This window comes from Massilia sp. IC2-278, assembly GCF_020708045.1.
Classification (GTDB): domain Bacteria; phylum Pseudomonadota; class Gammaproteobacteria; order Burkholderiales; family Burkholderiaceae_D; genus Telluria.
Map to the genome: position 1 here is coordinate 148,278 of NZ_JAJFES010000003.1, position 21,892 is coordinate 170,169.

Below are 21,892 nucleotides of genomic sequence, written 5' to 3' on the forward strand. Positions count from 1 at the left end.
GCCTTGCAACAATTTGCCAACAATAAACTGGGTTCCATGTATTTTTTTCCTGCCGGCTTTTGGTAGCATGCTCGGGTTTATCATCCGGCAAGGAACGGTTCATGAGTAAATTTACGCTGAATATCAACGGCAAGCGCCAGCAAGTCGATGTCGAACCCGATACCCCGCTGCTCTGGGCCCTGCGCGATTCGCTCGGACTTGTCGGCGCCAAGTATGGCTGCGGCGCCGGCATGTGCGGCGCCTGCACCGTCCACATCGACGGCGTGCCCACCCGTTCCTGCCTGATGCCGGTCTCCAGCCTGACCACGCAAAAGATCACCACCATCGAGGGCCTGGACAAGCAGCACCAGCACCCGCTGCAGCAAGCCTGGCAGGAACTCGATGTGCCGCAATGCGGCTACTGCCAGTCGGGCCAGATCATGACCGCCTGCGCCCTGCTGAAACAGCATCCGAAGCCGAGCGACGCCCAGATCGACGAAGCGATGGCCGGCAACCTGTGCCGCTGCGCCACCTATACCCGCATCCGCGCCGGCATCCACCGCGCCGCCGAGATCGCCAACGGAAAGGGCAAGGCATGAACGCGCCGCTTTCACTTTCGCGCCGCCGCTTCCTCGGCACGAGCGCCATCGGCGCCGGCGCCCTGGTCATCGGCTTCGGCCCGACCGGTGCGCTGGCCGCACCGGGCAACACACCGGGCGCCGCCACCTTCGATCCGAACGCCTTCATTTCCATCGACCGCAAGGGCATCGTCACCCTGGTGTCGAAGCAGCCGGAAATCGGCCAGGGCATCAAGACCTCGCTGCCGATGGTCATTGCCGAGGAACTGGAGATCGACTGGAAGGACGTGCGCATCGTCCAGGGCGACCTGAATCCGGCCTATGGCAGCCAGGGCGCCGGCGGCTCGACCTCGACCCCGACCAACTACGAGAACTTCCACCGCCTGGGCGCGGCGGCGCGCACCGTCCTGGTGCAGGCTGCCGCCCAGACCTGGAAGGTCCCGGTCGGCGAGTGCAGCGCCGCGCATGGCGCCGTCGTCCACGGCCCGACCAAACGCAAGCTCGGCTACGGCGCCCTGGTGCCGCTGGCCGCCACCCTGCCGGTGCCGGACGCGGCGCAGGTGCAGCTGAAGGACCCGGCGGGCTACAAGCTGCTGGGCACGCGCATCGGCGGCGTCGACAACGAGGCGATTGTCAGCGGCAAGCCGCTGTTCGGCATCGACATCCAGCTGCCGGGCATGCTGTACGCGGTGTACGCCAAGTGCCCGGTATTCGGCGGCAAGCCGCTGAGCGCCAACCTGGATGCGATCAAGGCCATGCCGGGCGTGAAGGATGCCTTCATCATCGCGGGCAGCGATAACCTGAACGGCCTGCGTCCGGGCGTGGCCATCGTCGCCACGTCGACCTGGGCCGCCTTCAAGGCGCGGCGTGCGCTGGAAGTCAAATGGGACGAGGGAGTAGGCGCCGGCCACAGCTGGGCCGACTTTGCCGCCCAGGCCGCGGCCGCCGCCGGCAAGCCGGGCACGACCACCCTGCGCAAGGATGGCGACGTTGCCGCCGCCTTTGCCGGGGCCGCAAAAACGGTCGAGGCCAGCTACCGCTATCCCTTCATCTCGCACGCGAGCATGGAGCCGCAGAACTGCACCGCCTGGTTCAAACCGACCGAGGGCACGCTGGAACTGTGGGCGCCGACCCAGAACCCCGGTTCCGGCCAGGCCCTGGTAACCACCACCTTCGGCATTCCGAAGGAAAAGATCACCCTGCACATCATCCGCAGCGGCGGCGGCTTCGGCCGGCGCCTGAGCTCGGACTTCATCGTCGAAGCGGCAGCCATCGCACAGAAGGTGAATGCCCCGGTGAAGCTGACCTGGACCCGCGAAGACGATTTGCAGCACGACCATTTCCGCCCGGGCGGCTTCCACCACCTGCGCGGCGGCGTCGACGCCAACGGCAAGCTGGTCGGCTGGCACAACCACTTCGTCACCTTTGCCAACCGCGTCGAGCGCGACGGTAAAAGCATCCTGCAGCCGGGCAGCGGCGGCAGCCTGTCCGGCGACGAATTCCCGGGCCGCTGGCTGGCTAACTGCCTGCTGGAACAAACCGCCCTCGAATGCCGAATTCCCATGGGTCCGTGGCGCGCGCCGGGCAGCAGCGTGTTTTCCTGGGTCTTCCACAGCTTCATCGACGAACTGGCCCACGCGGCCGGGCGCGATCCCGTGGAGTTCCGCCTGGAACTGCTGGGCGACAAGGACATCGTCGCGGGCACCGGCGAACGGGGCCAGCCTTACAGCGTGTCGCGCATGCGTAATGTGCTGAAGGAGGTGGCGCAGAAGTCGGGCTGGGGCAAGAAGACATTCGCCAAGGGGCAAGGCGCGGGCGTGGCCTTCCACTTCAGCCACCGCGGCTACGTGGCGGAGGTGGCCGAGGTCACGGTGTCGAAAGAAGGCCAGCTGAAGGTCGACCGCGTGGTGGTGGTGACCGACATCGGCGCCCAGATCGTCAACCTGAGCGGCGCCGAGAACCAGGTGCAGGGCTCGGTGATCGACGGCTTGTCGACGCTGATGTATCCGGAACTGAACATCGAGAAGGGCCGTGTCGTGCAAAGCAACTTCCACGACTACAACCTGCTGCGCATGCCGGACACGCCGACGAAAATCGACATCCACTTCCTGAAGACGGATTACCCGGTGACGGGCCTGGGCGAACCCGTGCTGCCGCCGCTGGCGCCGGCCGTGTGCAATGCGATCTTCGTGGCGACCGGCAAGCGGGTGCGTGAGCTGCCGCTCAGCAAGACGGACTTGAGCTGGAGCTGAGCGGCGTTAGTTCCGGCGGTTTCCATACGGAAACCGACCGGACACACATGGGGCGACGCCAACCGCCCTATGCCAACGACGATCCGCTGCGCTGGGCGGCGGCGTGCGCAGGATCGTTGTCCTTGCCGCCGTGGTACTCGATGATCTGGGCGGCGCGTGCCGCCTGTGCGGCATCGAGCGCGGTGACGGTAATGATGCACTTGCCGATCTCCAGCCCCGGCGTGTACACATCCTTGTAATCGGTGCCGCCCTTCACGGCCGGCGAATCGCCCACCGTGAAATTCGCTTCCGAGGGACCGGCTTCGTCGCCGGTATGGCTGATCTCGATGCCGTTGGCATCGAATCCTTCGCCCAGCAGCGCCTGGCGTGCGCGCTCGGCTTCTTCGACGGTTTCCACTACACGTACGATCTGGTTCATGGCTGCTCCATTGTTACGGTTAAAACAACCGTACCAGAATCGGGCAGGCGGCGGCGCTCAGTCGGGGCTCAACTGCGGGATCACCTGCGGGATCACTGCGGTCACCTCGATCTCGACCCGCGCCCGGTCTTCCATCAACCCCGCCACCTGCACCGCGCTCATCGCCGGATAGTGGCGCCCGATGAGGTCCCGGTAGGCCGCGCCCAGCGCCGCGCCGGCGTCCAGGTATTCGCGCTTGTCGAGCACATACCAGGTCATGCGCACGATGTGCTGCGGTCCGGCCCCGGCCTCGGCCAGCACCGCCAGGATATTCGCCAGCGCCTGGCGCGCCTGGCCGACGAAATCGTCGGTCTGGAAGCGTCCTTCGGCGTCCCAGCCGACCATGCCGCTGACGTGCACCTGCACGCCGCGCGCGGCGACGCCGTTCGCGTAGCCTTTCGGGCGCGGCCAGCCCGGCGGCTGCAGTATCCGCAGCAGCTCGCTCATGGCGCGCTCCCGGCCACGGCTTCGCCCAGCAGCTCGCGCGCGATGATCAGCTGCTGCACTTCGCTCGCGCCTTCGTAGATGCGCAGCGCGCGGATGTCGCGGTACAGCATCTCCACCGGCTGGCCGCTGACCACGCCGAGTCCGCCGAACAGCTGCACGGCGGCGTCGATCACGGCTTGCGCGTGCTCGGTGGCGGTCAGCTTGGCCATCGCCGCCGCCTTCGTGACCCGCTGCCCGCGGTCGCGTTCCCAGGCGGCGCGGTAGGTCAGCAGCGCGGCGGCGTCGATCTTCGTCGCCATGTCGGCCAGCCTGGCCTGGGTCAGCTGGAAGTCGGCCAGGGTCTTGCCGAACATGCGGCGCGACCTGGCCCGGGACAGGGCTTCGTCGAAGGCGCGCCGCGCGAAGCCGAGCGCGGCGGCGGCCACCGAGGTGCGGAACACGTCGAGCGTGGCCATCGCCACCTTGAAGCCCTGCCCGCCCGCGCCGATGCGCCGCGCCGCGGGAATCCGGCAGCTCTGAAAGCGCAAGCGCGCCAGCGGGTGCGGCGCGATCACCTCGATGCGTTCGGCAACCGTGAAGCCCGGCGCATCGGCGTCGACGACGAAGGCCGAGATGCCGCGCGCGCCCTCGGCTTCGCCCGTGCGCGCGAACACGACGTAGAAATCGGCAATGCCGCCGTTCGAGATCCAGGTCTTTTCGCCGTCCAGCACGTAGCCGTCGCCATCGCGCCGCGCGGCGCAGGCCATGGCGGCCACGTCCGAACCGGCATCCGGCTCCGACAAGGCAAACGCCGCAATCGCGGAACCGGAGGCCACGCGCGGCAGGTAGCGCGCCTTTTGCTCCTCGCTGCCGAACAGGGCGATCGCGCCGCTGCCCAGGCCCTGCATGGCAAAGGCGAAGTCGGCCAGGCCGGCATGGCGCGCCAGGGTTTCGCGGACCAGGCAGATGCTGCGCGTGTCGATGGCGTCCTGCGCCCCGCCGTAGCCGCGCCCGCCGACTGCATGGCGCAGCCAGCCGGCTTCGCCGAGTTCGGCCACCAGCGCGCGGCAGGCGGCGTCGACGTCGTGGCCATGCGCCATCGACAGGTGTTCGCTCGCCCAGGCATCGAGCTCGCGCGCCAGCGCGGCGTGGCGCGGCTCGAAAAAGGGCCAGTCGAGATAGCTCGTGTCGCTCATTCAGTCTCCTTCAGTCGCCTCGGTCGCCTCAGTCGCCTCAGTCACCTTCAAAGCGCGGCGTCTCGCGCGCCACGAAGGCGTGGTAGGCGCGGTGGAAATCGTTGGTCGCCATGCAGATCGCCTGCGACTGGGCCTCGGCCTCAATGGCTTCGTCCACGCCCATGTTCCATTCCTGCTGCAGCATCTTTTTGGTCATCGCATGGGCGAAGGTGGGGCCGGACGCCAGCCCGGCGGCAAAGGCCCGGGCCTCGGCCAGCAATTCGTCCGGCTCGACCAGGCGGTTCAAAAAGCCCCAGCGCTCGGCCTCCTCGCCACGTAGAGTGCGCCCGGTGTAGAGCAATTCGGCGGCCCGTCCCTGCCCGATCACGCGCGGCAGCAGCGCGCAGGCGCCCATGTCGCAGCCGGCCAGGCCGACCCGGGCGAAGAGAAAAGCGGTCTTGCTGCGCGCGGTGCCGTAGCGGATGTCCGAGCCCAGGGCCAGCATGGCGCCGGCGCCGGCGCAGACGCCGTCGATGGCGGCGACGATCGGCTGCGGGCAGGCGCGCATCGCCTTGACCACGTCGCCGGTCATGCGGGTAAAGGCCAGCAGGCCGGGCATGTCGAGTTCGGTGAGCGGGCCGATGATCTCATGCACGTCGCCGCCCGAACAGAAATTGCCGCCGCTGCCGGCCAGCACCACGGCGCGCACGTCGTCGGCCAGCGCCAGCGCGCGAAACAGTGCGCGCAGCTCGGCATAGGAATCGAAGGTGAGCGGGTTCTTGCGCTCGGGCCGGTCGAGGGTGAGCGTGGCCACGCCCTCTTCCACCTCGAACTGGAAATGCTGGGCCGGGTAGCCGGCCAGGCTGCCGCGGTGGCCGGGCAGCGCGTGCGGCTCGCCCCTCAGGTAACGCATGGTGTGCTCCTCATTCAGGTGTCGGAAGGCCGCGCCGGCGGCACGGCGGCCTGCTGGCGCTCGCGCTCGAGATTGCGTTCGAGCTGCAGCTTGCCGGCGCGGTACTGCTTCGGCCAGGCGGCGCCGGTATAGCCGATGCGCGCCGCCTCGGTCAGGGTCCAGGCCGGATTGGCCAGGTGCGGGCGCGCCACCGCGCAGAGATCGGCGCGGCCCGAGGCGATGATGCCGTTGGCGTGGTCGGCCTCGTAGATCGATCCCACGGCAATCGTCGGGATGCCCGCCTCGTTGCGGATGCGGTCGGCGAACGGGGTCTGGAACATGCGCCCGTACTGCACTTCCTCGATGCGGCTGACCTGGCCCGAGGAACAGTCGATCATGTCGGCCCCGGCAGCGCGGAACAGGCGCGCGACCGCCACCGCGTCGTCGGGCGTGATGCCGCCTTCGACCCAGTCGTGGGCCGAGATGCGCACGCTGATCGGCAAGTCCTGCGGCCAGACGGCGCGCACGGCGGCGAACACCTCCAGCGGGAAGCGGCAGCGGTTGTCCAGGCTGCCGCCATAGCCGTCGCCGCGGCGGTTGGTCAGCGGCGAAATGAAGCTCGATAGCAGGTAGCCATGCGCGCAGTGCAGTTCCAGCCAGTCGAAGCCGGCCTCGCGCGCCGCCAGCGCCGCGCGCACGAAGTCGGCGCGGATGCGCAGCATGTCGGCCCGGCTGGCTTCAAGCGCCCATTGCGACACGCCCGCGATGTACTGCTGGCTCGACGCCGCCACCAGCGGCCAGTTGCCCGTGACGAGCGGCTGGTCGATGCCTTCCCAGGCCGGCCGGGTCGAGCCCTTGGCGCCGGCGTGGCCGAGCTGCACGCCGATCTTCGCATCCGAGTTCTGGTGCACGAAGTCGACGATGCGGCGCCAGGCCGCCGTGTGCTTTGGCGCGTACAAACCCGGGCAGCCCGGCGTGATGCGGGCGTCGCTTGACACGCAGGTCATCTCGGCCATCACCAGCGCCGCGCCGCCGAGGGCGCGCGCGCCCAGGTGCACCAGGTGGTAGTCGCCCACCTGGCCATCCACGGCCGAATACTGGGCCATGGGCGAGACCACGATGCGGTTCTTCAGCACCACGCCGCGCACCCGGTAGGGCGTGAACATCGGCGGCGGTGCGGCTTCCTCGTCGTCGGGCGCATGATGGAAAGTGTCGCATCGCGGCGGCTGCCCGGCCTGCTCGCAGGCGCGCCGCGCCAGCCAGCGCTCGAAGCCGGCCACGTAGGCCGGGTCGCGCAGGCGCAGGTTTTCGTGCGACAGGCGTTGGCTGCGCGTGAGCAGCGAATAAGCGAACTGCTCGGCTTCCATGGCGCTGTAGCGCGCCACGTTCTCGAACCATTCCATCGAATTGCGCGCCGCGCTCTGCAGCTTGAGCACCTCGACCGCACGCGCGGCGCGGTAGCCGTCGAGCACGGCGGGCAGCTCGGCCGCCGTACGGCCGCGGCAGCGCACGGCCAGTTCGATCGCGTCTTCCAGCGCCAGCTTGGTGCCCGAGCCGATCGAGAAGTGGGCGCTGTGGGCGGCGTCGCCCAGCAACACGACCGGCAGGCGGCGCCCATCGAGATCTTCCCAGTGCACCCACTCGCGGCACACCAGGCGCGGAAAGCGCGCCCACATGGCCGCGCCGCGGCTATCGAGACGGTCGTGGCCGGCGGCGGCCAGCAGCGGGTGCCCGTCCAGGTGGCGCGCGAACAGGCGCTCGCAGAAGGCCAGCGTCTGTGCGGTGTCCAGGCCTTCCAGGCCGGCGGCGCGCCACACGCTTTCCGGGGTCTCGACGATGAAGGTCGAGGTCGTGTCGTCGTAGCGATAGGCGTGCGCCTGGAACCAACCTTCTTCGGTATGCTCGAACGCGAAGGTAAACGCATCGAAACGCTTGGTGGTGCCGAGCCAGACGTAGCGGCAATGGCGCTGGTCGATCTGCGGCTGGAAGGTGGCCGCATGGCGCGTGCGGATGCGGCTGTGGATGCCGTCGCCGGCGAGCAGCAGGTCGGCATCGAGGCGGCGCGCCAGGGCCAGCTCGTCGTCCACCGGCGTGTCGAACAGCAGGCGCACACCTACTTCTTCGCAGCGCGCCTGCAGGATGGCCAGCAGGCGCCGGCGGGCGATGCCGCAGAAGCCATGGCCGCCGGACGTCACGGTGCGGCCCTTGAAATGGATGGCGATGTCGTCCCAGTGGTTGAAGGCGCCGAGGATGGCGGCGGCGCTGGCGGCATCGGCGGCCTGCAGCTTGCCCAGGGTCTGGTCCGAGAACACCACGCCTCAGCCGAAGCTGTCCGCGCGGCCGTTGCGCTCGACCACGGTCACCTCGTGCGCCGGATCGTCCTGCTTGAGCAGCAGCGCGGCGTACAGGCCGGCCGGTCCACCTCCCACGCACACGATCTTCATTGCAGCTCCGGTTATCGATCCTGCAGCATATTAGATGAGCATATAGTTTAGATGTCAAATAATTCCACAGAGGACGTGAAAAAATCGCCATGGCTGCGTTGCCTCGTCTCGCCGTATGCCCGTACTGTCTTCGACTCGGCCCTTGCCCTGACGTTTTTTTCACATCCTCTACAAACGGGAGCCTGCGCTTCGATTGAGCGCCTCTACTGACCTGGAATTTAGTACAATCAGGAAATGTTGTGCCGGCCGACACACTGAGACACATTTGGAATCGCCTTTTCCTTTTATAAGAACGATGAAAATCTCACAAAGGATTGCCCACTCCCGTCCATTGGCCACCACCGCCATGCACGGTCGCGTCGAAAGCATGCGCCACGCAGGCGAGGAAGTCATCGATTTCTCGATCGCCATCTCGCACTTCCCGGCGCCGGCCGCCGTGCTCGACGCCGTCGGCGCAGCCGTCGAGAACGTGCGCACCATGCCCTACACCAGCGTGGTCGGCGCCTTCGACGTGCGCGAGCGCCTGTGCGATAAGCTGGCGCGTGAAAACGGCATCGACGCCGGCGCCGCCGAAGTCATCGTCACCAACGGCGCCAAGCAGGCCCTGTACGAAGCCTTGTATGCGATGAGCGACCCCGGCGACAGCGTCCTGATCTTCAAGCCGCACTGGCCGGCCTATGTCGCCACCTGCCAGCTGCTCGGCCTGCGCCCGGTGCTGGCCGATTTGCCCGAGGAAGTGACCCCGGCCTTCCTGGCCGCCTGCGAGCCGGCGCGCATCGTCATCATCAACAATCCGCACAACCCGACCGGCAAGGTCTACAGCCGCGCCGAACTCGAAGCCATCCGCGACTGGGTGCAGGCCACCGGCGCCCAGGTGATCGTCGACGAAAGCTACGAGCACCTCTCGTTCGGCCCCGCGCACACCAGCTTCGCTTCGCTGTGCGACTGGCGCGCGCTCGGCGTGGTCACCATTTTCTCGGCCTCGCAAAGCTATGCCATGATGGGCTGGCGCGTGGGCTTCGCCCTGGCGCCGGCGCCGCTGGTGGCCGCGATGCAGACCCTGCAGGGGCCGATCACCGCCGCCGCGAGCCACCTGAGCCAGGTGGCGACGGCTGCCGCCTTTAATGCCGGCGTGCAGCGCCACATGCTCGACGACTACCGCGAGCGGCGCGACATGGTGGTGCGGCGCTTCGCCGACGTGCCCTGGATCGTCATGCACAGCCCGGACTCCGGCCCCTACCTGTGGGGCGACGTGCGCGCCCTCACCCACGACACGGTGGCCTTTGCCGAAGCCCTGATCGAGGAAGAAAAGGTCGCGGTCATGCCCGGCGACGCCCTGGGCGTGCGGGGCTTCATCCGGATCGGCTACATCTCGGACGACGTCGCCACGCTGCGCGAAGGCGTGCGCCGCGTGATCGCCTTTGGCGACCGGCGGGCCGCGCTCCAATGAAGCCGTCCGCCCCCTTCCTGAAGCTGAGCAGCCTGCGCAGCCGGCTGATGCTGCTGGTCGCGCTGGCGATCCTGCCGCTGGCGGTGATGACCGTGGTCGGCGGCATGCGCGAGCGCGAGCAGGCGGTCCAGGCCTCCGAGGAAAACCTGCGCCGCCTGACCAACCTGGCCGCGGCCAACGAAGCGCAGTCGGTCGAGCGCGCGCGCCAGATCCTGGTCGACCTGGCCAGCGTGCCCGATCTGCTCGGCCCCACGGCCGGCTGCAACGCCCTGCTGGCCGATGTCCTCGACCGCAACGAAGGCTACGTGAACTTCGGCCTGATCCAGCTGAACGGCGACGTCAGCTGCAGCGCGGTGCCGATGCTGCACCCGGTGAACCTGGGCGACCGCAGCCACTTCAAGCGCGCCATCGCGGAACGCCGCTTCATCGCCGGCGACTACGTGTTCGGACGCGTGATCCGGCGCCACACGATCAACCTCACCTATCCCGTCATCGACCGTTCCGGCACCGTGGTGGCGGTGGTGTTCGCGGCCATGGACCTGGCCGGCCTCGACACCTTCGTGAACGACATCAACCTGCCGCCCGGCTCGGTGCTGGTGACGGCCGACGCCAACGGCACCATCATCTCGCGCCGCCCCGACCCGGAACGCTGGTTCGGCTCGCGCGTGCCGGCCCGCCTGCGCGAGGCGATGCAGGGCGCCGGCCGCCGCGCCGTGGTGATCCAGGACGAAGACGGCGTCGAGCGCCTGCACACCTTTGCCCGCGTCGGCGCCCCGACCCTGTCCGACTACACGGTGACGATCGGAATCCCGACCGAGATCGTCACCGCCGGCGCGCGCCGCGCCCAGCTGATGTCGCTGGTCGGCCTGGCCGCCACCACCATGCTGGCCCTGCTGGCCGCCTGGCTGGCCGGCGACGTGCTGATCGTGCAGCGCGTGCGCAAACTGAAGGACACCGCCACCCGCATCGCCGCCGGCGATCTCGATGCACGCTCGGGCATCGCCTACGAGCGCGAAGAGATCGGCCAGCTGGCCGAGGCCCTGGACGGCATGGCCGCCATCCTGCAGAAGAAGGAAGCGGCGCGCGGGCTGGCCGAACGCGAGCTGCGCGCCGCCGACCAGCGCAAGGACGAGTTCCTGGCGATGCTGGCGCACGAACTGCGCAACCCGCTGGCGCCGATCAGCACCGGGGCGCACCTGCTCAAGCTGCTGCACTCGGATAACGCCCAGATCACGCAGACCTGCGCCATCATCGCGCGCCAGGTCGAGCACATGACCGGCCTGGTCGACGATCTGCTGGACGTGTCGCGCGTGACGCGCGGCCTGGTCTCGCTGTCGACCCAGGTACTCGATTTGCGCAAGGTGGTCGACGACGCGGCCGAGCAGATCCGGCCCCTGATCGCCACGCGCCGCCACACGGTGGTGCTCGACCAGCCGCTGGACGCCGCCACCGTCAAGGGCGACCACAAGCGCCTGGTGCAGGTGGTGGCCAACCTGCTGAACAACGCCAACAAGTACACGCCCGAAGGCGGCCGCATCGAACTGCGCCTGCGCCAGGACGACGGCGACTACGTGCTGACCGTCAGCGACGACGGCATCGGCATGGAGCCGGCGCTGGTGGCGCGCGTGTTCGATCTGTTCAGCCAGGCCGAGCGCACCCCGGACCGCTCGCAGGGTGGCCTGGGCCTGGGCCTGGCGCTGGCCAAGAGCCTGGTCGAGCTGCACGGCGGCAGCGTGCACGCCGAAAGCGCGGGCCTGGGCAAGGGCAGCAGCTTCACGGTGCGCCTGCCGCGCCACACCCAGGACCTGCCGGTGTCGATCGCCCAGAGCCGCGGCCAGGCCACCGCCGCCACGCCCCTGAAGGTGCTGCTGGTCGACGACAACCTCGACGCCGCCCACACCCTGCAGCTGTTCCTGGGCGCCGGCGGGCACACGGTGGAAGTGGCCTATTGCGGCGCCGACGCGGTGGACGTGGCGCGCGTGTTCGAGCCCGACGTCTGCCTGCTCGACATCGGCCTGCCCGACTTCGACGGCAACGAACTGGCGCGCCGCCTGCGCCGCATGCCGCAGTCGACCGGAGCCACCCTGATCGCCATGACTGGCTATGGCCGCCAGCAGGACCGCGAGGCGGCAATGGCGGCCGGCTTCGACCACTACATGGTCAAGCCGGTGAACACGGTGGAGTTGTCCGACCGGCTGGCGGAGGTGGCGGCGCAGCAGCACCCACGCTAGCGCACCGCATCAACTCACCACGAGCCCGGCCCAGCGAACGCTGCGCCGGGCTTTTTCTTGCCCTCGTATTAATCCTATCCCGCACCGCAGCACGATTGAATTTCACAAAATCAACTTCCTGTATTGACTCTTGTATAATTTGAACAACAAGTAGTCAAGAAATCAAAACTTATGCATGACGGGTGCTAGCATGCGTCATTACACCTGACATTGCTTTCCCGCTTAGCCGGGCCATGTTCCATGATCGAAAACCATGCCCGCCCACGTATGCCTTCCCTGCTGCGCCAGTTGAACCACCAGTTCCTGCGCTTTGCCGCCGCCGGCGCGCTGGGCACCGCCTGCCACTACCTGGTCCTGCTGGCCCTGAGCGCCGGCGCCGGCGTCGCCCCCGGTCCTGCGGCCGCCTGCGGCGCCCTGGTCGGCGCCGTCGTCAACTACTGGCTGAACCGGAGCCTCATCTTCCGCAGCGAACGCCGCCATGCCGAGGCCCTGCCGCGCTTTGCCGCGATGGCCCTGTTCGGTGCGCTGCTCAATGGCCTGATCGTCGGCGCCCTGGCGCGGATCGGCCTGCATTTCATGGCGGCGCAGGTCTGCGCGACGCTGCTGGTCCTGGTCCTGAATTACGTGATAAGCAAAAAATGGATATTTCCAAGCCAACGATGAATACGCTCGCCCAGTCCGCGGCGCCCAATTCCGCACCGAACCCCGCCCTGAATCCGCGCCCCGCCGCGCACCTGCCCAGCATCTCGGTGGTGGCGCCGGCCTATAACGAGCAGGAAGTGCTGGGTGAATTCCACCGCCGCGTCAGCGAGGTGCTGGTAAAGCTCGGCTGCGACTACGAGATCGTGCTCGTCAACGACGGCAGCCGCGACCACACCCTGGCCCTGATGCACGCCCTGCGCGAGCGCGACCCGCACGTCGCCGTGGTCGATCTGTCGCGCAACTTCGGCAAGGAGATCGCCCTCAGCGCCGGCCTCGACCACACCCGCGGCGAGGTCGTGGTGATCCTCGACGCCGACCTGCAGGACCCGCCGGAGCTGATCCCGGCCATGCTCGAGGGCTGGCGCGAAGGCTACGACGTCGTCTACGGCGTGCGCACCAAACGCGACGGCGAAACCTGGTTCAAGCAGCTCACCGCCAAGTACTTCTACCGCTTCATCAAGTCGGTCAGCCGGGTGCAGATCCCGACCGACACCGGCGACTTCCGCCTGATGACGCGCCGCGCCGTCGAGGCCGTCGGCAAGCTGCGCGAGGAGCACCGCTTCATGAAGGGCCTGTTCGCCTGGGTCGGTTTTCCGTCGCGCCCGCTGCACTACCGGCGCGAAGCGCGCGTGGCCGGCACCACCACCTGGAGCTACTGGAAGCTGTGGAACTTCGCCCTCGAGGGCATTACCTCGTTCACGGTGGCGCCGCTGAAGGTGGCCACCTACCTCGGCCTGTCGGTGGCCGTGCTGGCCCTGCTGTTCGCCGCCTTCGTGATCTGGAAGGCGCTGGTGTTCGGCGACCCGGTGCGCGGCTACCCCTCGCTGATGGCGGTGGTGCTCTTCCTCGGCGGCGTGCAGCTGATTTCGGTGGGCCTGCTGGGCGAGTACGTGGGCCGCATCTTCAACGAGGTCAAGCAACGTCCCCTGTACCTGGTGAACCGCCTGCTCGGCTCGGAAATGCAGACCGAAGCCGACTCGCTCGCCAAACATCAGCCCGAGCTGCGTTCCGCTCCCCAGCCCGGCCCGCGGCCCGAGGCCCAGCCCCGGGTGCATCCATGACCCTGGCGCGCCGCCCATCCTGGCCGGGCCTGCTGGCCATTGTCGCCATGTCCCTGCTGCTCTGGCTGTACGCGCTGGCGACGCTGCGCCTGCCCTACCAGGTCGACATGCTGGTCCACCTGCGCTGGGCCGAGCAGTTCCTGGCCGCGCTGCGCGAAGGCTGGCTGCTGCCGCGCTGGGCGTATGCCTCGATCGAGGGCCTGGGCGACCCCACCTTCTTCTATTACCAGCCGCTGTTCTATTACGTGACTAGCGGCCTCCGGCTGCTCGGACTGCGCAGCGAAGCGGCGCTGGTCGGCGCGGCGATGGTCCCGTCGCTGCTGCTCGGGATCGTGGTGCGCCAGCGCTTCCTGCATGCCTACCGGCCCGGCCCGGCGCTGGCGGGCACGCTGTTCGTGCTGGCCTGCCCGGTGCTGCTGTTCCTGGCGGTGCAGATGGCGGCCTATCCCTGGACCCTGGCCCTGCCCTTCTGCCTGCTGTTCGTGGCCGAGAGCATCCGCACCGGCCCCGGCGAGCAGCCGCGTGCGCCGCACCTTGCGGTGCTGCTGGCCCTGGTCTGCCTCAGCCACCTGCTGAGCGCCCTGATGGTCCTGGCCTGCACCGGCCTGGCGCGCCTGGCGCTGGCCTGGCCGAACCGCCGCACCCTGGCCAGCCACCTGCACTGGAGCGCGGGCGTGGTGCTGGGCCTGGGGCTGGCCGCCTTTTTTGTGTGGCCGGCCGTCACCCAGTTGCACCTGATCAACCCCGACGGCTGGACCGGCGGCGCCAACTTCGACTGGCGCCGCGCCTTTGCCCTGCCCACCTTCTCGTTCCTGGCGCATGGCTTCCGCTGGTTCGCGATCCAGGGGCCGCTGTCGCTGCTGGCCCTGGTGCTGTGCCTGTTCGTGCTGTATTCCAGCCGCCGCGCCGCCACGCCGGGTTCGGCCAGGGCGCGCAAGCTCGCGGTCGCGGCGCTGGCGGCGATGCTGCTGGCGAGCGAACTGGCTTACCCGCTGTACGCGCTGCTCGAACCGATGCGCAAGATCCAGTTCCCCTACCGCTTCATGTTCCTGGCCCTGCTGCTGGCGAACATCGCCCTCGTCATCGAGCTCAACGAAGGCGCCTGGCGCCGCTGGAATACGCTGCTCCGCGTCCTGGCCGTGGCCCTGATGGCGGCGCAGTGCGCCATGACCCTGCAGCTGCAGCTGGGCATCGTGCGCGGCGGCAAACCGATTCCCGAAGCGGCCAGCTTCATGCAGGGCCGCTTCGGCCAGCCCGAGTACATCCCGGCGGTGCGCGGGCCCGAGTGGAAGGCTTACCTGGCCGGCGGCAAGCTGGACGGGGAATGCGCGCGCCTGGGCATCGCCTGCAGCCAGACCCTGAACCGGACCCACGAGCTGGCCTTTGTCATCGACACGCCGCGCCCGGTGGCGCTGCGCCTGCCCCTGCTGGCCTACCCGGCCTGGGCCATGACGGTGGACGGCGAACGGCGCCCGCTGGCGGCCGACCCGGCAACCGGCCTGGCGCTGGCGAACCTGTCATCCGGCCGTCATACGGTGGCGCTAAGCTGGGTTGGATTGCCTGCGGAAACGGCGGGACGCATCGCCAGCGCCTTGGCCTGCGTGGCGTGGCTGGTGTGGTTCCTGGTTCTACGCCGCCGTGCGCGGACGGCGCCGGCGGCGGTGGACGCCGGAGCCAAGGCCGGGCGGCTCATGCATACTGGATAAATGGGAACGAAGCGAGGAGCGCGGCGCGGGGAGGCCGCGCACGGTTGGTGACGGCTGGAAAGTTGACCACCATGCTATGATCCGCAGTATTTTTTTGGCATTTTTTCATACCATGCGCACACGTGTCTGCATCACCATCGATACCGAATTCAGCATCGGCGGCGCGTTTTCCAACGCCGCCCGGACGCCAGTTGCCGAGCCCCTGGTCTGGTGCGAGGTCGGCGGCCAGTCGCAGGGCCTGGGCTTCATGCTCGACACCTTCGGCCGCTACGGTGTGCAGGCCACGTTTTTCGTGGAAACCCTGCAGCGCAATTATTTCAAGCACGACCCGATGCGCGCCATCGCGCGCCGCATCCACGACCAGGGCCACGAGGTGCAGCTGCACTCCCACCCCTGCTGGACCATGTTCCAGCGCGACGACTGGCGCGAAGTGGCGAGCAAGGGCCGTCCAAAGGACAATTACCACAGCCGCGACATCGACGACTCCGCCGCGCTGATCCAGCAAGGCATCGACACCTTTGCCGACTGGGGCCTGCCGCGCCCGCAGGTATTCCGCAGCGGAAACATGCACCACGACGACGCCCTGTACCAGGCGCTGGCCAAGGCCGGGATTCCGTATGCCTCGAACGTGGCGGTGGCGATCTTCGACTGCGGCGACGCCAAGTACCGCCTGTACAGCGGCCAGCACGAGCGCCATGGCGTGCGCGAGTTCCCGGTGCTGACCTTTGCCGACTGGGCGCTGGGCAGCAAGCAGCACATCAAGTCGCTGACCATCGCCGGCTCCAGCTTTGCCGAAACCCGGCGCCTGCTGGAACAGGCGCGCGCCGCCGGCATCCCGCTGGTGGTGATCCTGACCCACCCCTTCGAATACGTGCAGAACCGCGACCTGGCCTTCAGCCAGACCCGCATCAACAGCCAGACCCAGCGCCGCTTGGTCCAGCTGTGCGCCTTCCTGCACGAGAACCGCGACCGTTTCGACGGCTGCGGGCTGGCCACGGCAGCGAATGCCATCCCAGCCACGGCCTCGGTATCGGCCTCGGCTTCGGCTTCTGCTTCGGCCTCCGCCGGCAACATTCTGCTGAAGGGCGCCCTGCGGCACACCGTGCCGCGCATGGCGGCCCAGGTTGCCTATCACAAATACGGCCGCTGGCTGCTCTCGCGCAAGCACGGCCCCTATACCCGTCCTACATGAAAGAAACGATAGACCGCCGTTACGGCACCTGGCGCGGCATGATCCGCGCTGCCCTCGCCCACCTGGAACATGCCACCGGCCGCCTGCGCAGCTTTGCACTACGCGACCCGGCGGGCGTCAGACGCGCGGTCTTCGTATGTCACGGAAATATCTGCCGCAGCGCCTTTGCCCACATGGAAGCCATTCGCCACGGCCTGAACGTCGCCTCGCTCGGCCTGTCAACCAGCACTGGCGGCCGCTCGCCGAAGCAGGCGCTGGCCGCGTCGGAACGCGCCGGGGTCGACATGACGGCCCACCGCGCCACCTCCTGGCCCGATTTCAAGGTAAAACCCGGCGACCTCTTCCTGGTGATGGAAGTACGCCAGGCCCACGAAGTGCGCCGCCGCCTGGGCCCGCGCGACGACGTCCAGATCGCCCTGCTCGGCATGTGGTGCAAGCCGCCCATGCCCCACCTGCACGACCCCTATAAACTGGGCGACCCGTATTTCGACACCTGCTTCGTGCGCGTGCGCGAAGCCGTCGCCAACCTCAGTGCCGATTTGCCGAACGCCCGCATCGAACCACCGACTACCCGTAACAAGACCGCCTGATGGACCGCGCCCAGATACCTGCCACCGCTTCGACCTCCACCCTCCCCGCCGTCGTGTTCGGCATCGACACGCCGATCGGCCTGACCATCGTGCGCGACCTCGGCCGCCACGGCGTGCCCGTGTACGGCGTGGCCCGCAACAACGAAGGCCTGGGCCTGTCCTCGCGCTGGCTGCGCCGCGGCCTGGTGCGAGACGCCGGCGAAGAGGCGCAGGTAAACCAGCTGGTGAAGCTGGGCCAGGAACTCGGCACGGCCTGCCTGTTCGCGGTGTCCGAGGGCGACATCGCGATGCTGAACCGGCACCGCGCGCGCCTCGGCAATTTCAAGATCATGTTCGCCGACCAGGCGCGCCTGGACAGCGTGTTGAACAAGGACCGCACCTATGAAGCCGCAGCGCGCGTGGGCGTGCGCGCCCCGCGCAGCGAGCAGATCACGCGCCTGGACGAACTGGACGCCCTGTGCGGCGTGCTGCGCTTCCCGGTGGTGCTGAAGTGGGCCAATCCGCACGGCGTAGGCGCCAGGCTGCGTCCGCATGGACTGACGGTCGCCAAGACCCACTACTGCGACACGCCCGAGCAGCTGCGCGCCTACATGGCGCGCTTTGAGCCGGCCGGCATCTGGCCGCTGATCCAGGAATACTGCGCCGGCTACGGCCTGGGCCAGTTCGTGCTGATGAAAGACGGCCAGGCCCACTACACCTTCCAGCACCGCCGCCTGCACGAGTGGCCGCCCGAAGGCGGCTTTTCCAGCCAGTGCGAATCGGTGGCGCGCGAGCAGCACGCGGCCCTGATGGAAAAATCGATCGCCCTGCTGCGCGAGCTGGCCTGGGAAGGCATCGCCATGGTCGAGTACCGCTACGACCCGGTGCGCGACGAGGCGGCGCTGATGGAAGTGAACGGGCGTTTCTGGGGCAGCCTGCCGCTGGCTTATCACGCCGGCGCCAACTTCCCTTTCCTGAGCTACCGCCTGTTCGGCCTCGGCGAGAACGTCGTCAACACGCCCTACCGCAGCGGCGTGCGCTGCCGCTTCATGGTCCCGGAGACCAAGCGCCTGCTGCGCATCCTGTTCGGCCAAAGCAAGATCAAGGACAAGACCATCCGCTTCCGGCGCCTGCCCGAACTGGCCGGCTACTGCCTGGATTTCGTGCGACCGTCGAGCCGCTACTACGTGTTCGAGGCGCAGGACCCGAAACCCTTCGTCAACGACGTGCGCAACATGCTGGGCAAGGCATTCAGGCGCGGGCGCAAGTAAACAAGGCCCGCGATGTAGCCTGCCCTCAAGCCTGCGGCAGGCCCGCGGCCAGGTCGAGCCATGGCTGCGGCTGCGGCTTGCCCGGCTGGCGCACGCCGAAGAAGGTCACCACCAGTTCGCCCTGGTCGTCGTAGAACTCGACCGAGGTGACGCCGGCGCGGCGCACCACGTAGCCGGAGCGCAGCGCGCTGTCGCGCAGGTGCAGGTTGAAGTCCGGGTCCAGCACGTTGAACCAGCCCTCCGCCGCCGCCACCTTCGCGATCTTGCCGCTGTAGATCTGGGTCACGGCCCCGTTGCCGACGAAGGCCATGATCGCCACCCCCTCTTTCGCCGCGCCTTCGAGCAGCTGGCGCACCGCGCCCGGCTGCACCTTGCGCACCATGCCCGCCGGCCCGAGGCGCATCGCCTGTTCGCGCGTCATGCCGAATTCCGAGACGATGCGGTTGAACTGGTGGACGTCGGTCATGTCCGTCCAGGCGGCGCGGAACTCGGCGACGTCGATTGCGCCGTCGGGCTTGGGCGGCGTCTTCGCCACGGCCGGGGCGATCGCCAGGCGCGCATCCTGCTGCGGATGGCGGAAGTCCGCCACCAGCTTGTCGAAGACGGCCACGCCGGCGTCGCTGCGCACATACAGCTTGTGGACGGCGTTGCCCTGGGCATCGAAGAACTGCAGGCTGCGGCTGACGGCGCCGTCGCGCCCCGGCTGGACCACGGCAAAGGCATGCTTCCACTGCGGGAACTGGAAGCGCAAATCGATCGGCCCGCCCAGGTAGCCGCCGGCGATGTTCAGCATGCGCGCCTCGCGTTCGGCATCGTCGGCCGCGCCCGGCGTGGCTTCTTCCTTGTCCTTGATGCGTGTCGCGGTGCCGGTGGTCTCGATTACGCCGTTCTCGTTGCGCGTGAGGGCCATCACGCGCCCCAGGCCGAGGGCGCGGCGCATGATTTCGCGCGGTGCGTGCTGGTTGTCCTGCAGGCGCGTGACCGTGCGGCCGATGCCGGTTGCCAGCAGTTCGGCTTCGGACACGCCCAGCTGGCGCGCGGCGTCGCGTGTTTGCAGGCGCGGCTGCTGGCTGCGCAGCGACTCCCACTGCTCGGCCAGGGTGGCGGCCGAGGCGAAGGCCGAAAGCGAGGCGGAGAATGCCAGCGCGAGGGCGGCGGCGATCAGGTGGCGGTGTGTTTTCATGGTGTTTCCTTCAGGTCAGTACATCAGTTTGAAATGGGCGGCGACGTAGCGGCCGGGACGGGCCTGGCGCGCGATGTCGGCGGCGCCGGCTGCGGTGGTGCCGAGCGGCAGGCTGCGCGAGGAGGCGTAGTCCCAGTACTTGCGGTCGGCCAGGTTGTAGACGCCGCCGCCGAACGAGACATTGCGTCCCAGGTTCCAGTACGCAGTCAGGTCCATCACGGTGGCCGAGGGCACGGCGAAGCGCGGCGTGGACACGCCGCCGATGACGTCGGGCGCGGCCTGCTTGGCGGCGGTGTGCACGACGGCAAAGGCCGCGCCGCCGCGCCTGGCCGGGTCGTCCCAGGCCAGGATCACGCTCCCCTTCTTCGGCAGGGTCGAAGCCAGTTCGCCCTCGACGCCGGTGAGCGTGTTGCGCGCCTGGCTGCGCTGAATGCCAGCGGCGGCCGTCAGTGTGACGCCGGCGAGCGGCGCCGACCACTTGCCGGCGTCGAGTTCCGCCGACAGCTCGCCGCCCCAGGTGCGCGCCTGGCCGACGTTCTCGGGCCGGTACAGGCCGAAGGTGACGGTCGGGTAATTGACCGGATCGGGCGGCTGGGCCGCGTACTCGATGAAGTTGGCGTAGCGGGTCTGGAACAATGCGGCGTGCAGGTGCAGTCCGCGCGCGACGCTGCCCTTGGCGCCCAGCTCCCAGGCATTACTCGTCTCTTTCTTCAGGTCGGGGTTGCCCAGTACCGCATAGCCGTTGCCGGCGCCGCTGTAGCTGAAGGAGTCATACGTGCCGGTTCGCTCGGCCGCCGTCGGCAGGCGCGTGCCGCGGCTGTATTGCAGGTAGGCCTGCAGCGCCGGACGCAGCTGCCAACGCAGCGTGGCGCTCGGCGTGACGTAGCTGTCGGTCTCCTTGACGATTTCGCGTCCCGCGTTCGGCAGCGCCACGGCGTAGCCGGCCAGGCTGTCCGGTTTCATCTCTCGGTAGTGGTAGCGCAGGCCCGGGGTCAGGCTCCAGGCGCTGGAGAGCGCCAGCTCGGCGCGCGCATAGGCCGACAAGTTGCGCGATTCCATGTCGGGCATGCGGTTCTTCAGCGTGACCTGCTGCGCGCCGCTCGCGATCACGGTGCGGTCTTCGCGCCAGGGCCGCTTCGTCGACACCTCTTCCGCGCTCAGGCCGTAGACCAGTTCGTGGGCGCCGATGCGCAGGGTGGCGTCGCTGGCAATGCCGCTGCTGCGGTTCTCGTAGCTGGTGACGATATTGCGGATATACGGCTGGCCGCCCGTGATGTAGCGCGCGTGGGTGGTGTCCTCGATCTCGGCATCCTGGACGTGGATGCGGGTGGACAGGCTGTCGAACCATGACGTGGCGCCGTCGTAGCGGTGCTCGATGCTGGCGCGGTGGCGGCGCGTGCGCGAATCCTGCAGCGCGCCGTCCGGGTAGGAGGCGCCCTGCTTGTTGTCGTAGGCGCGCGCGTGGTCGGCGTGGTAGGCGTCGACGGTAGCGTGCAGGGTATGGCCGGCGGCCGGCGACCAGCTGAGCTTGGCCAGCAGCGCATCCGAATCCCAGTCGTCGGGATTGGTCGCCGCCGCGCCCTTCGCTTCCGGCTCGTGGCCGTCGCGGTGCACCACCAGGGCCAGCATGCGCAGCGCACCGCTGCGCGCGGCGCCGGTCAGGGCGTGCATGCGCATGCCGTCGGCGCCGTTGTAGCCGATCTTGTATTCGGCATACAGCGGATGCGCGGCGCTCACGTAGTCATCGGGCGCCTTGGTGACGAAGGCCACGCTGCCGCCCAGGCCCGGCGAGCCGGCGCCGGCGGCCGTGCTGCCCGAGCCGATGCGCACGCTGCGGAAGGTCTCGGGATCGAAGTAGTCGCGGCCGACGCCGAAGGCATTCGTGGTCGAGGCGTCGGGTTTCGGCGCCGCCTCGGGCAGCGCGATGCCGTCGAGGTCGAGCGCGACGCGGTTGCCTTCCACGCCGCGGATGTTGAACCCGGTGTTGCCTGCTCCGTCCCAGACGTTGCCGCTGCCGCTGGCGGCGCCCGGCACGCTGACCAGGGGCGCGTAGCGGGCGATGTTCTGCATGTCGGTGGCGCCCTGGCGCGCGAGGGCATCGGCGTCGAGGGTGGTCACGGTGCCGGATTCGTCCAGCCGCTGGCCGGTGACGAGAACGGTATCGGGCGCTGCCTGGACTTGCTGGGCGGACGCGGCGCCGCTGAAGGCGCAGGCCAGCAGGAAGACGAGCGGTCGCAAGCGTAACGGGGTAACAGCCGGGGAAACAGCCATAGGGGTTCCATGAAAGTGGTGATCGGCCGGCAAGGCGCGATGGCCTGCCGGAG

General features: G+C 68.6%; 16 protein-coding genes and 1 pseudogene. 10 read left to right on the forward strand and 7 right to left on the reverse strand.

What is annotated here, in order from left to right:
• Positions 1 to 101 precede the first annotated feature (101 nt).
• Together LK540_RS08380 and LK540_RS08385 are read left to right on the forward strand one after the other, a co-directional pair.
• Positions 102 to 578, forward strand: coding sequence for a (2Fe-2S)-binding protein (locus LK540_RS08380; RefSeq protein WP_229436727.1), 477 nt, complete (start codon positions 102 to 104; stop codon positions 576 to 578).
• Positions 575 to 2,809, forward strand: a complete 2,235-nt coding sequence (locus tag LK540_RS08385; RefSeq protein ID WP_229436728.1) for a molybdopterin cofactor-binding domain-containing protein — start codon at positions 575 to 577, stop codon at positions 2,807 to 2,809. Before LK540_RS08380 ends, LK540_RS08385 begins: the two co-directional genes overlap by 4 nt.
• A gap of 67 nt (positions 2,810 to 2,876) precedes the next feature.
• On the opposite strand, the gene LK540_RS08390 is transcribed toward LK540_RS08385, so the two are convergent.
• The 5 genes and pseudogenes from LK540_RS08390 to LK540_RS08410 form a co-directional block, all read right to left on the reverse strand.
• The gene (locus LK540_RS08390; RefSeq protein WP_229436730.1) at positions 2,877 to 3,227 is read right to left on the reverse strand and encodes a hypothetical protein; all 351 of its coding nucleotides are present in this window, start codon (positions 3,225 to 3,227) and stop codon (positions 2,877 to 2,879) included.
• A gap of 57 nt (positions 3,228 to 3,284) precedes the next feature.
• Complete coding sequence (locus tag LK540_RS08395; protein ID WP_229437130.1) at positions 3,285 to 3,701, reverse strand: RidA family protein; 417 nt, start codon at positions 3,699 to 3,701, stop codon at positions 3,285 to 3,287.
• An 8-nt stretch (positions 3,702 to 3,709) separates the two neighbouring features.
• A complete protein-coding gene (locus tag LK540_RS08400) occupies positions 3,710 to 4,888 on the reverse strand; it encodes an acyl-CoA dehydrogenase family protein (protein WP_229436732.1) in 1,179 nt (392 codons plus the stop codon).
• Positions 4,889 to 4,925: 37 nt separating this feature from the next.
• Positions 4,926 to 5,780 (reverse strand): enoyl-CoA hydratase family protein, encoded by an 855-nt coding sequence (locus tag LK540_RS08405; RefSeq protein ID WP_229436733.1) that lies wholly within the window; start codon positions 5,778 to 5,780, stop codon positions 4,926 to 4,928.
• Positions 5,781 to 5,794: 14 nt separating this feature from the next.
• Positions 5,795 to 8,203: pseudogene (locus LK540_RS08410) on the reverse strand (bifunctional salicylyl-CoA 5-hydroxylase/oxidoreductase).
• 295 nt (positions 8,204 to 8,498) lie between these two features.
• Here LK540_RS08410 and LK540_RS08415 point away from each other — a divergent pair.
• The 8 genes from LK540_RS08415 to LK540_RS08450 all read left to right on the forward strand — a co-directional run bounded on the left by LK540_RS08415 (position 8,499) and on the right by LK540_RS08450 (position 18,385).
• The gene (locus LK540_RS08415; RefSeq protein WP_229436734.1) at positions 8,499 to 9,653 is read left to right on the forward strand and encodes a pyridoxal phosphate-dependent aminotransferase; all 1,155 of its coding nucleotides are present in this window, start codon (positions 8,499 to 8,501) and stop codon (positions 9,651 to 9,653) included.
• Positions 9,650 to 11,884, forward strand: coding sequence for an ATP-binding protein (locus LK540_RS08420; RefSeq protein ID WP_229436735.1), 2,235 nt, complete (start codon positions 9,650 to 9,652; stop codon positions 11,882 to 11,884). Before LK540_RS08415 ends, LK540_RS08420 begins: the two co-directional genes overlap by 4 nt.
• A gap of 240 nt (positions 11,885 to 12,124) precedes the next feature.
• Positions 12,125 to 12,547 carry a GtrA family protein gene (locus tag LK540_RS08425; RefSeq protein ID WP_229436736.1) on the forward strand — a complete coding sequence of 141 codons (423 nt, stop codon included), beginning with the start codon at positions 12,125 to 12,127 and terminating at the stop codon, positions 12,545 to 12,547.
• Complete coding sequence (locus LK540_RS08430; RefSeq protein ID WP_229436737.1) at positions 12,544 to 13,647, forward strand: glycosyltransferase family 2 protein; 1,104 nt, start codon at positions 12,544 to 12,546, stop codon at positions 13,645 to 13,647. Before LK540_RS08425 ends, LK540_RS08430 begins: the two co-directional genes overlap by 4 nt.
• Complete coding sequence (locus tag LK540_RS08435) at positions 13,644 to 15,353, forward strand: 6-pyruvoyl-tetrahydropterin synthase-related protein (protein ID WP_229436738.1); 1,710 nt, start codon at positions 13,644 to 13,646, stop codon at positions 15,351 to 15,353. The genes LK540_RS08430 and LK540_RS08435 overlap by 4 nt, the downstream gene beginning before the upstream one ends.
• A 112-nt stretch (positions 15,354 to 15,465) precedes the next feature.
• Positions 15,466 to 16,545: a polysaccharide deacetylase family protein gene (locus LK540_RS08440; RefSeq protein ID WP_229436739.1), complete on the forward strand. Its 1,080-nt coding sequence runs from the start codon at positions 15,466 to 15,468 to the stop codon at positions 16,543 to 16,545.
• Complete coding sequence (locus LK540_RS08445; protein WP_229436740.1) at positions 16,542 to 17,135, forward strand: hypothetical protein; 594 nt, start codon at positions 16,542 to 16,544, stop codon at positions 17,133 to 17,135. Before LK540_RS08440 ends, LK540_RS08445 begins: the two co-directional genes overlap by 4 nt.
• A complete protein-coding gene (locus LK540_RS08450) occupies positions 17,135 to 18,385 on the forward strand; it encodes an ATP-grasp domain-containing protein (RefSeq protein ID WP_229436741.1) in 1,251 nt (416 codons plus the stop codon). The genes LK540_RS08445 and LK540_RS08450 overlap by 1 nt, the downstream gene beginning before the upstream one ends.
• Positions 18,386 to 18,410: 25 nt before the next feature.
• Here the strand turns inward: LK540_RS08450 and LK540_RS08455 are convergent, their stop codons facing one another.
• Both LK540_RS08455 and LK540_RS08460 read right to left on the reverse strand, forming a co-directional pair.
• Positions 18,411 to 19,568 carry a hemin-degrading factor gene (locus tag LK540_RS08455; protein WP_229436742.1) on the reverse strand — a complete coding sequence of 386 codons (1,158 nt, stop codon included), beginning with the start codon at positions 19,566 to 19,568 and terminating at the stop codon, positions 18,411 to 18,413.
• Positions 19,569 to 19,583: 15 nt separating this feature from the next.
• Positions 19,584 to 21,806 carry a TonB-dependent hemoglobin/transferrin/lactoferrin family receptor gene (locus tag LK540_RS08460; RefSeq protein WP_229436743.1) on the reverse strand — a complete coding sequence of 741 codons (2,223 nt, stop codon included), beginning with the start codon at positions 21,804 to 21,806 and terminating at the stop codon, positions 19,584 to 19,586.
• Positions 21,807 to 21,892 lie beyond the last annotated feature (86 nt).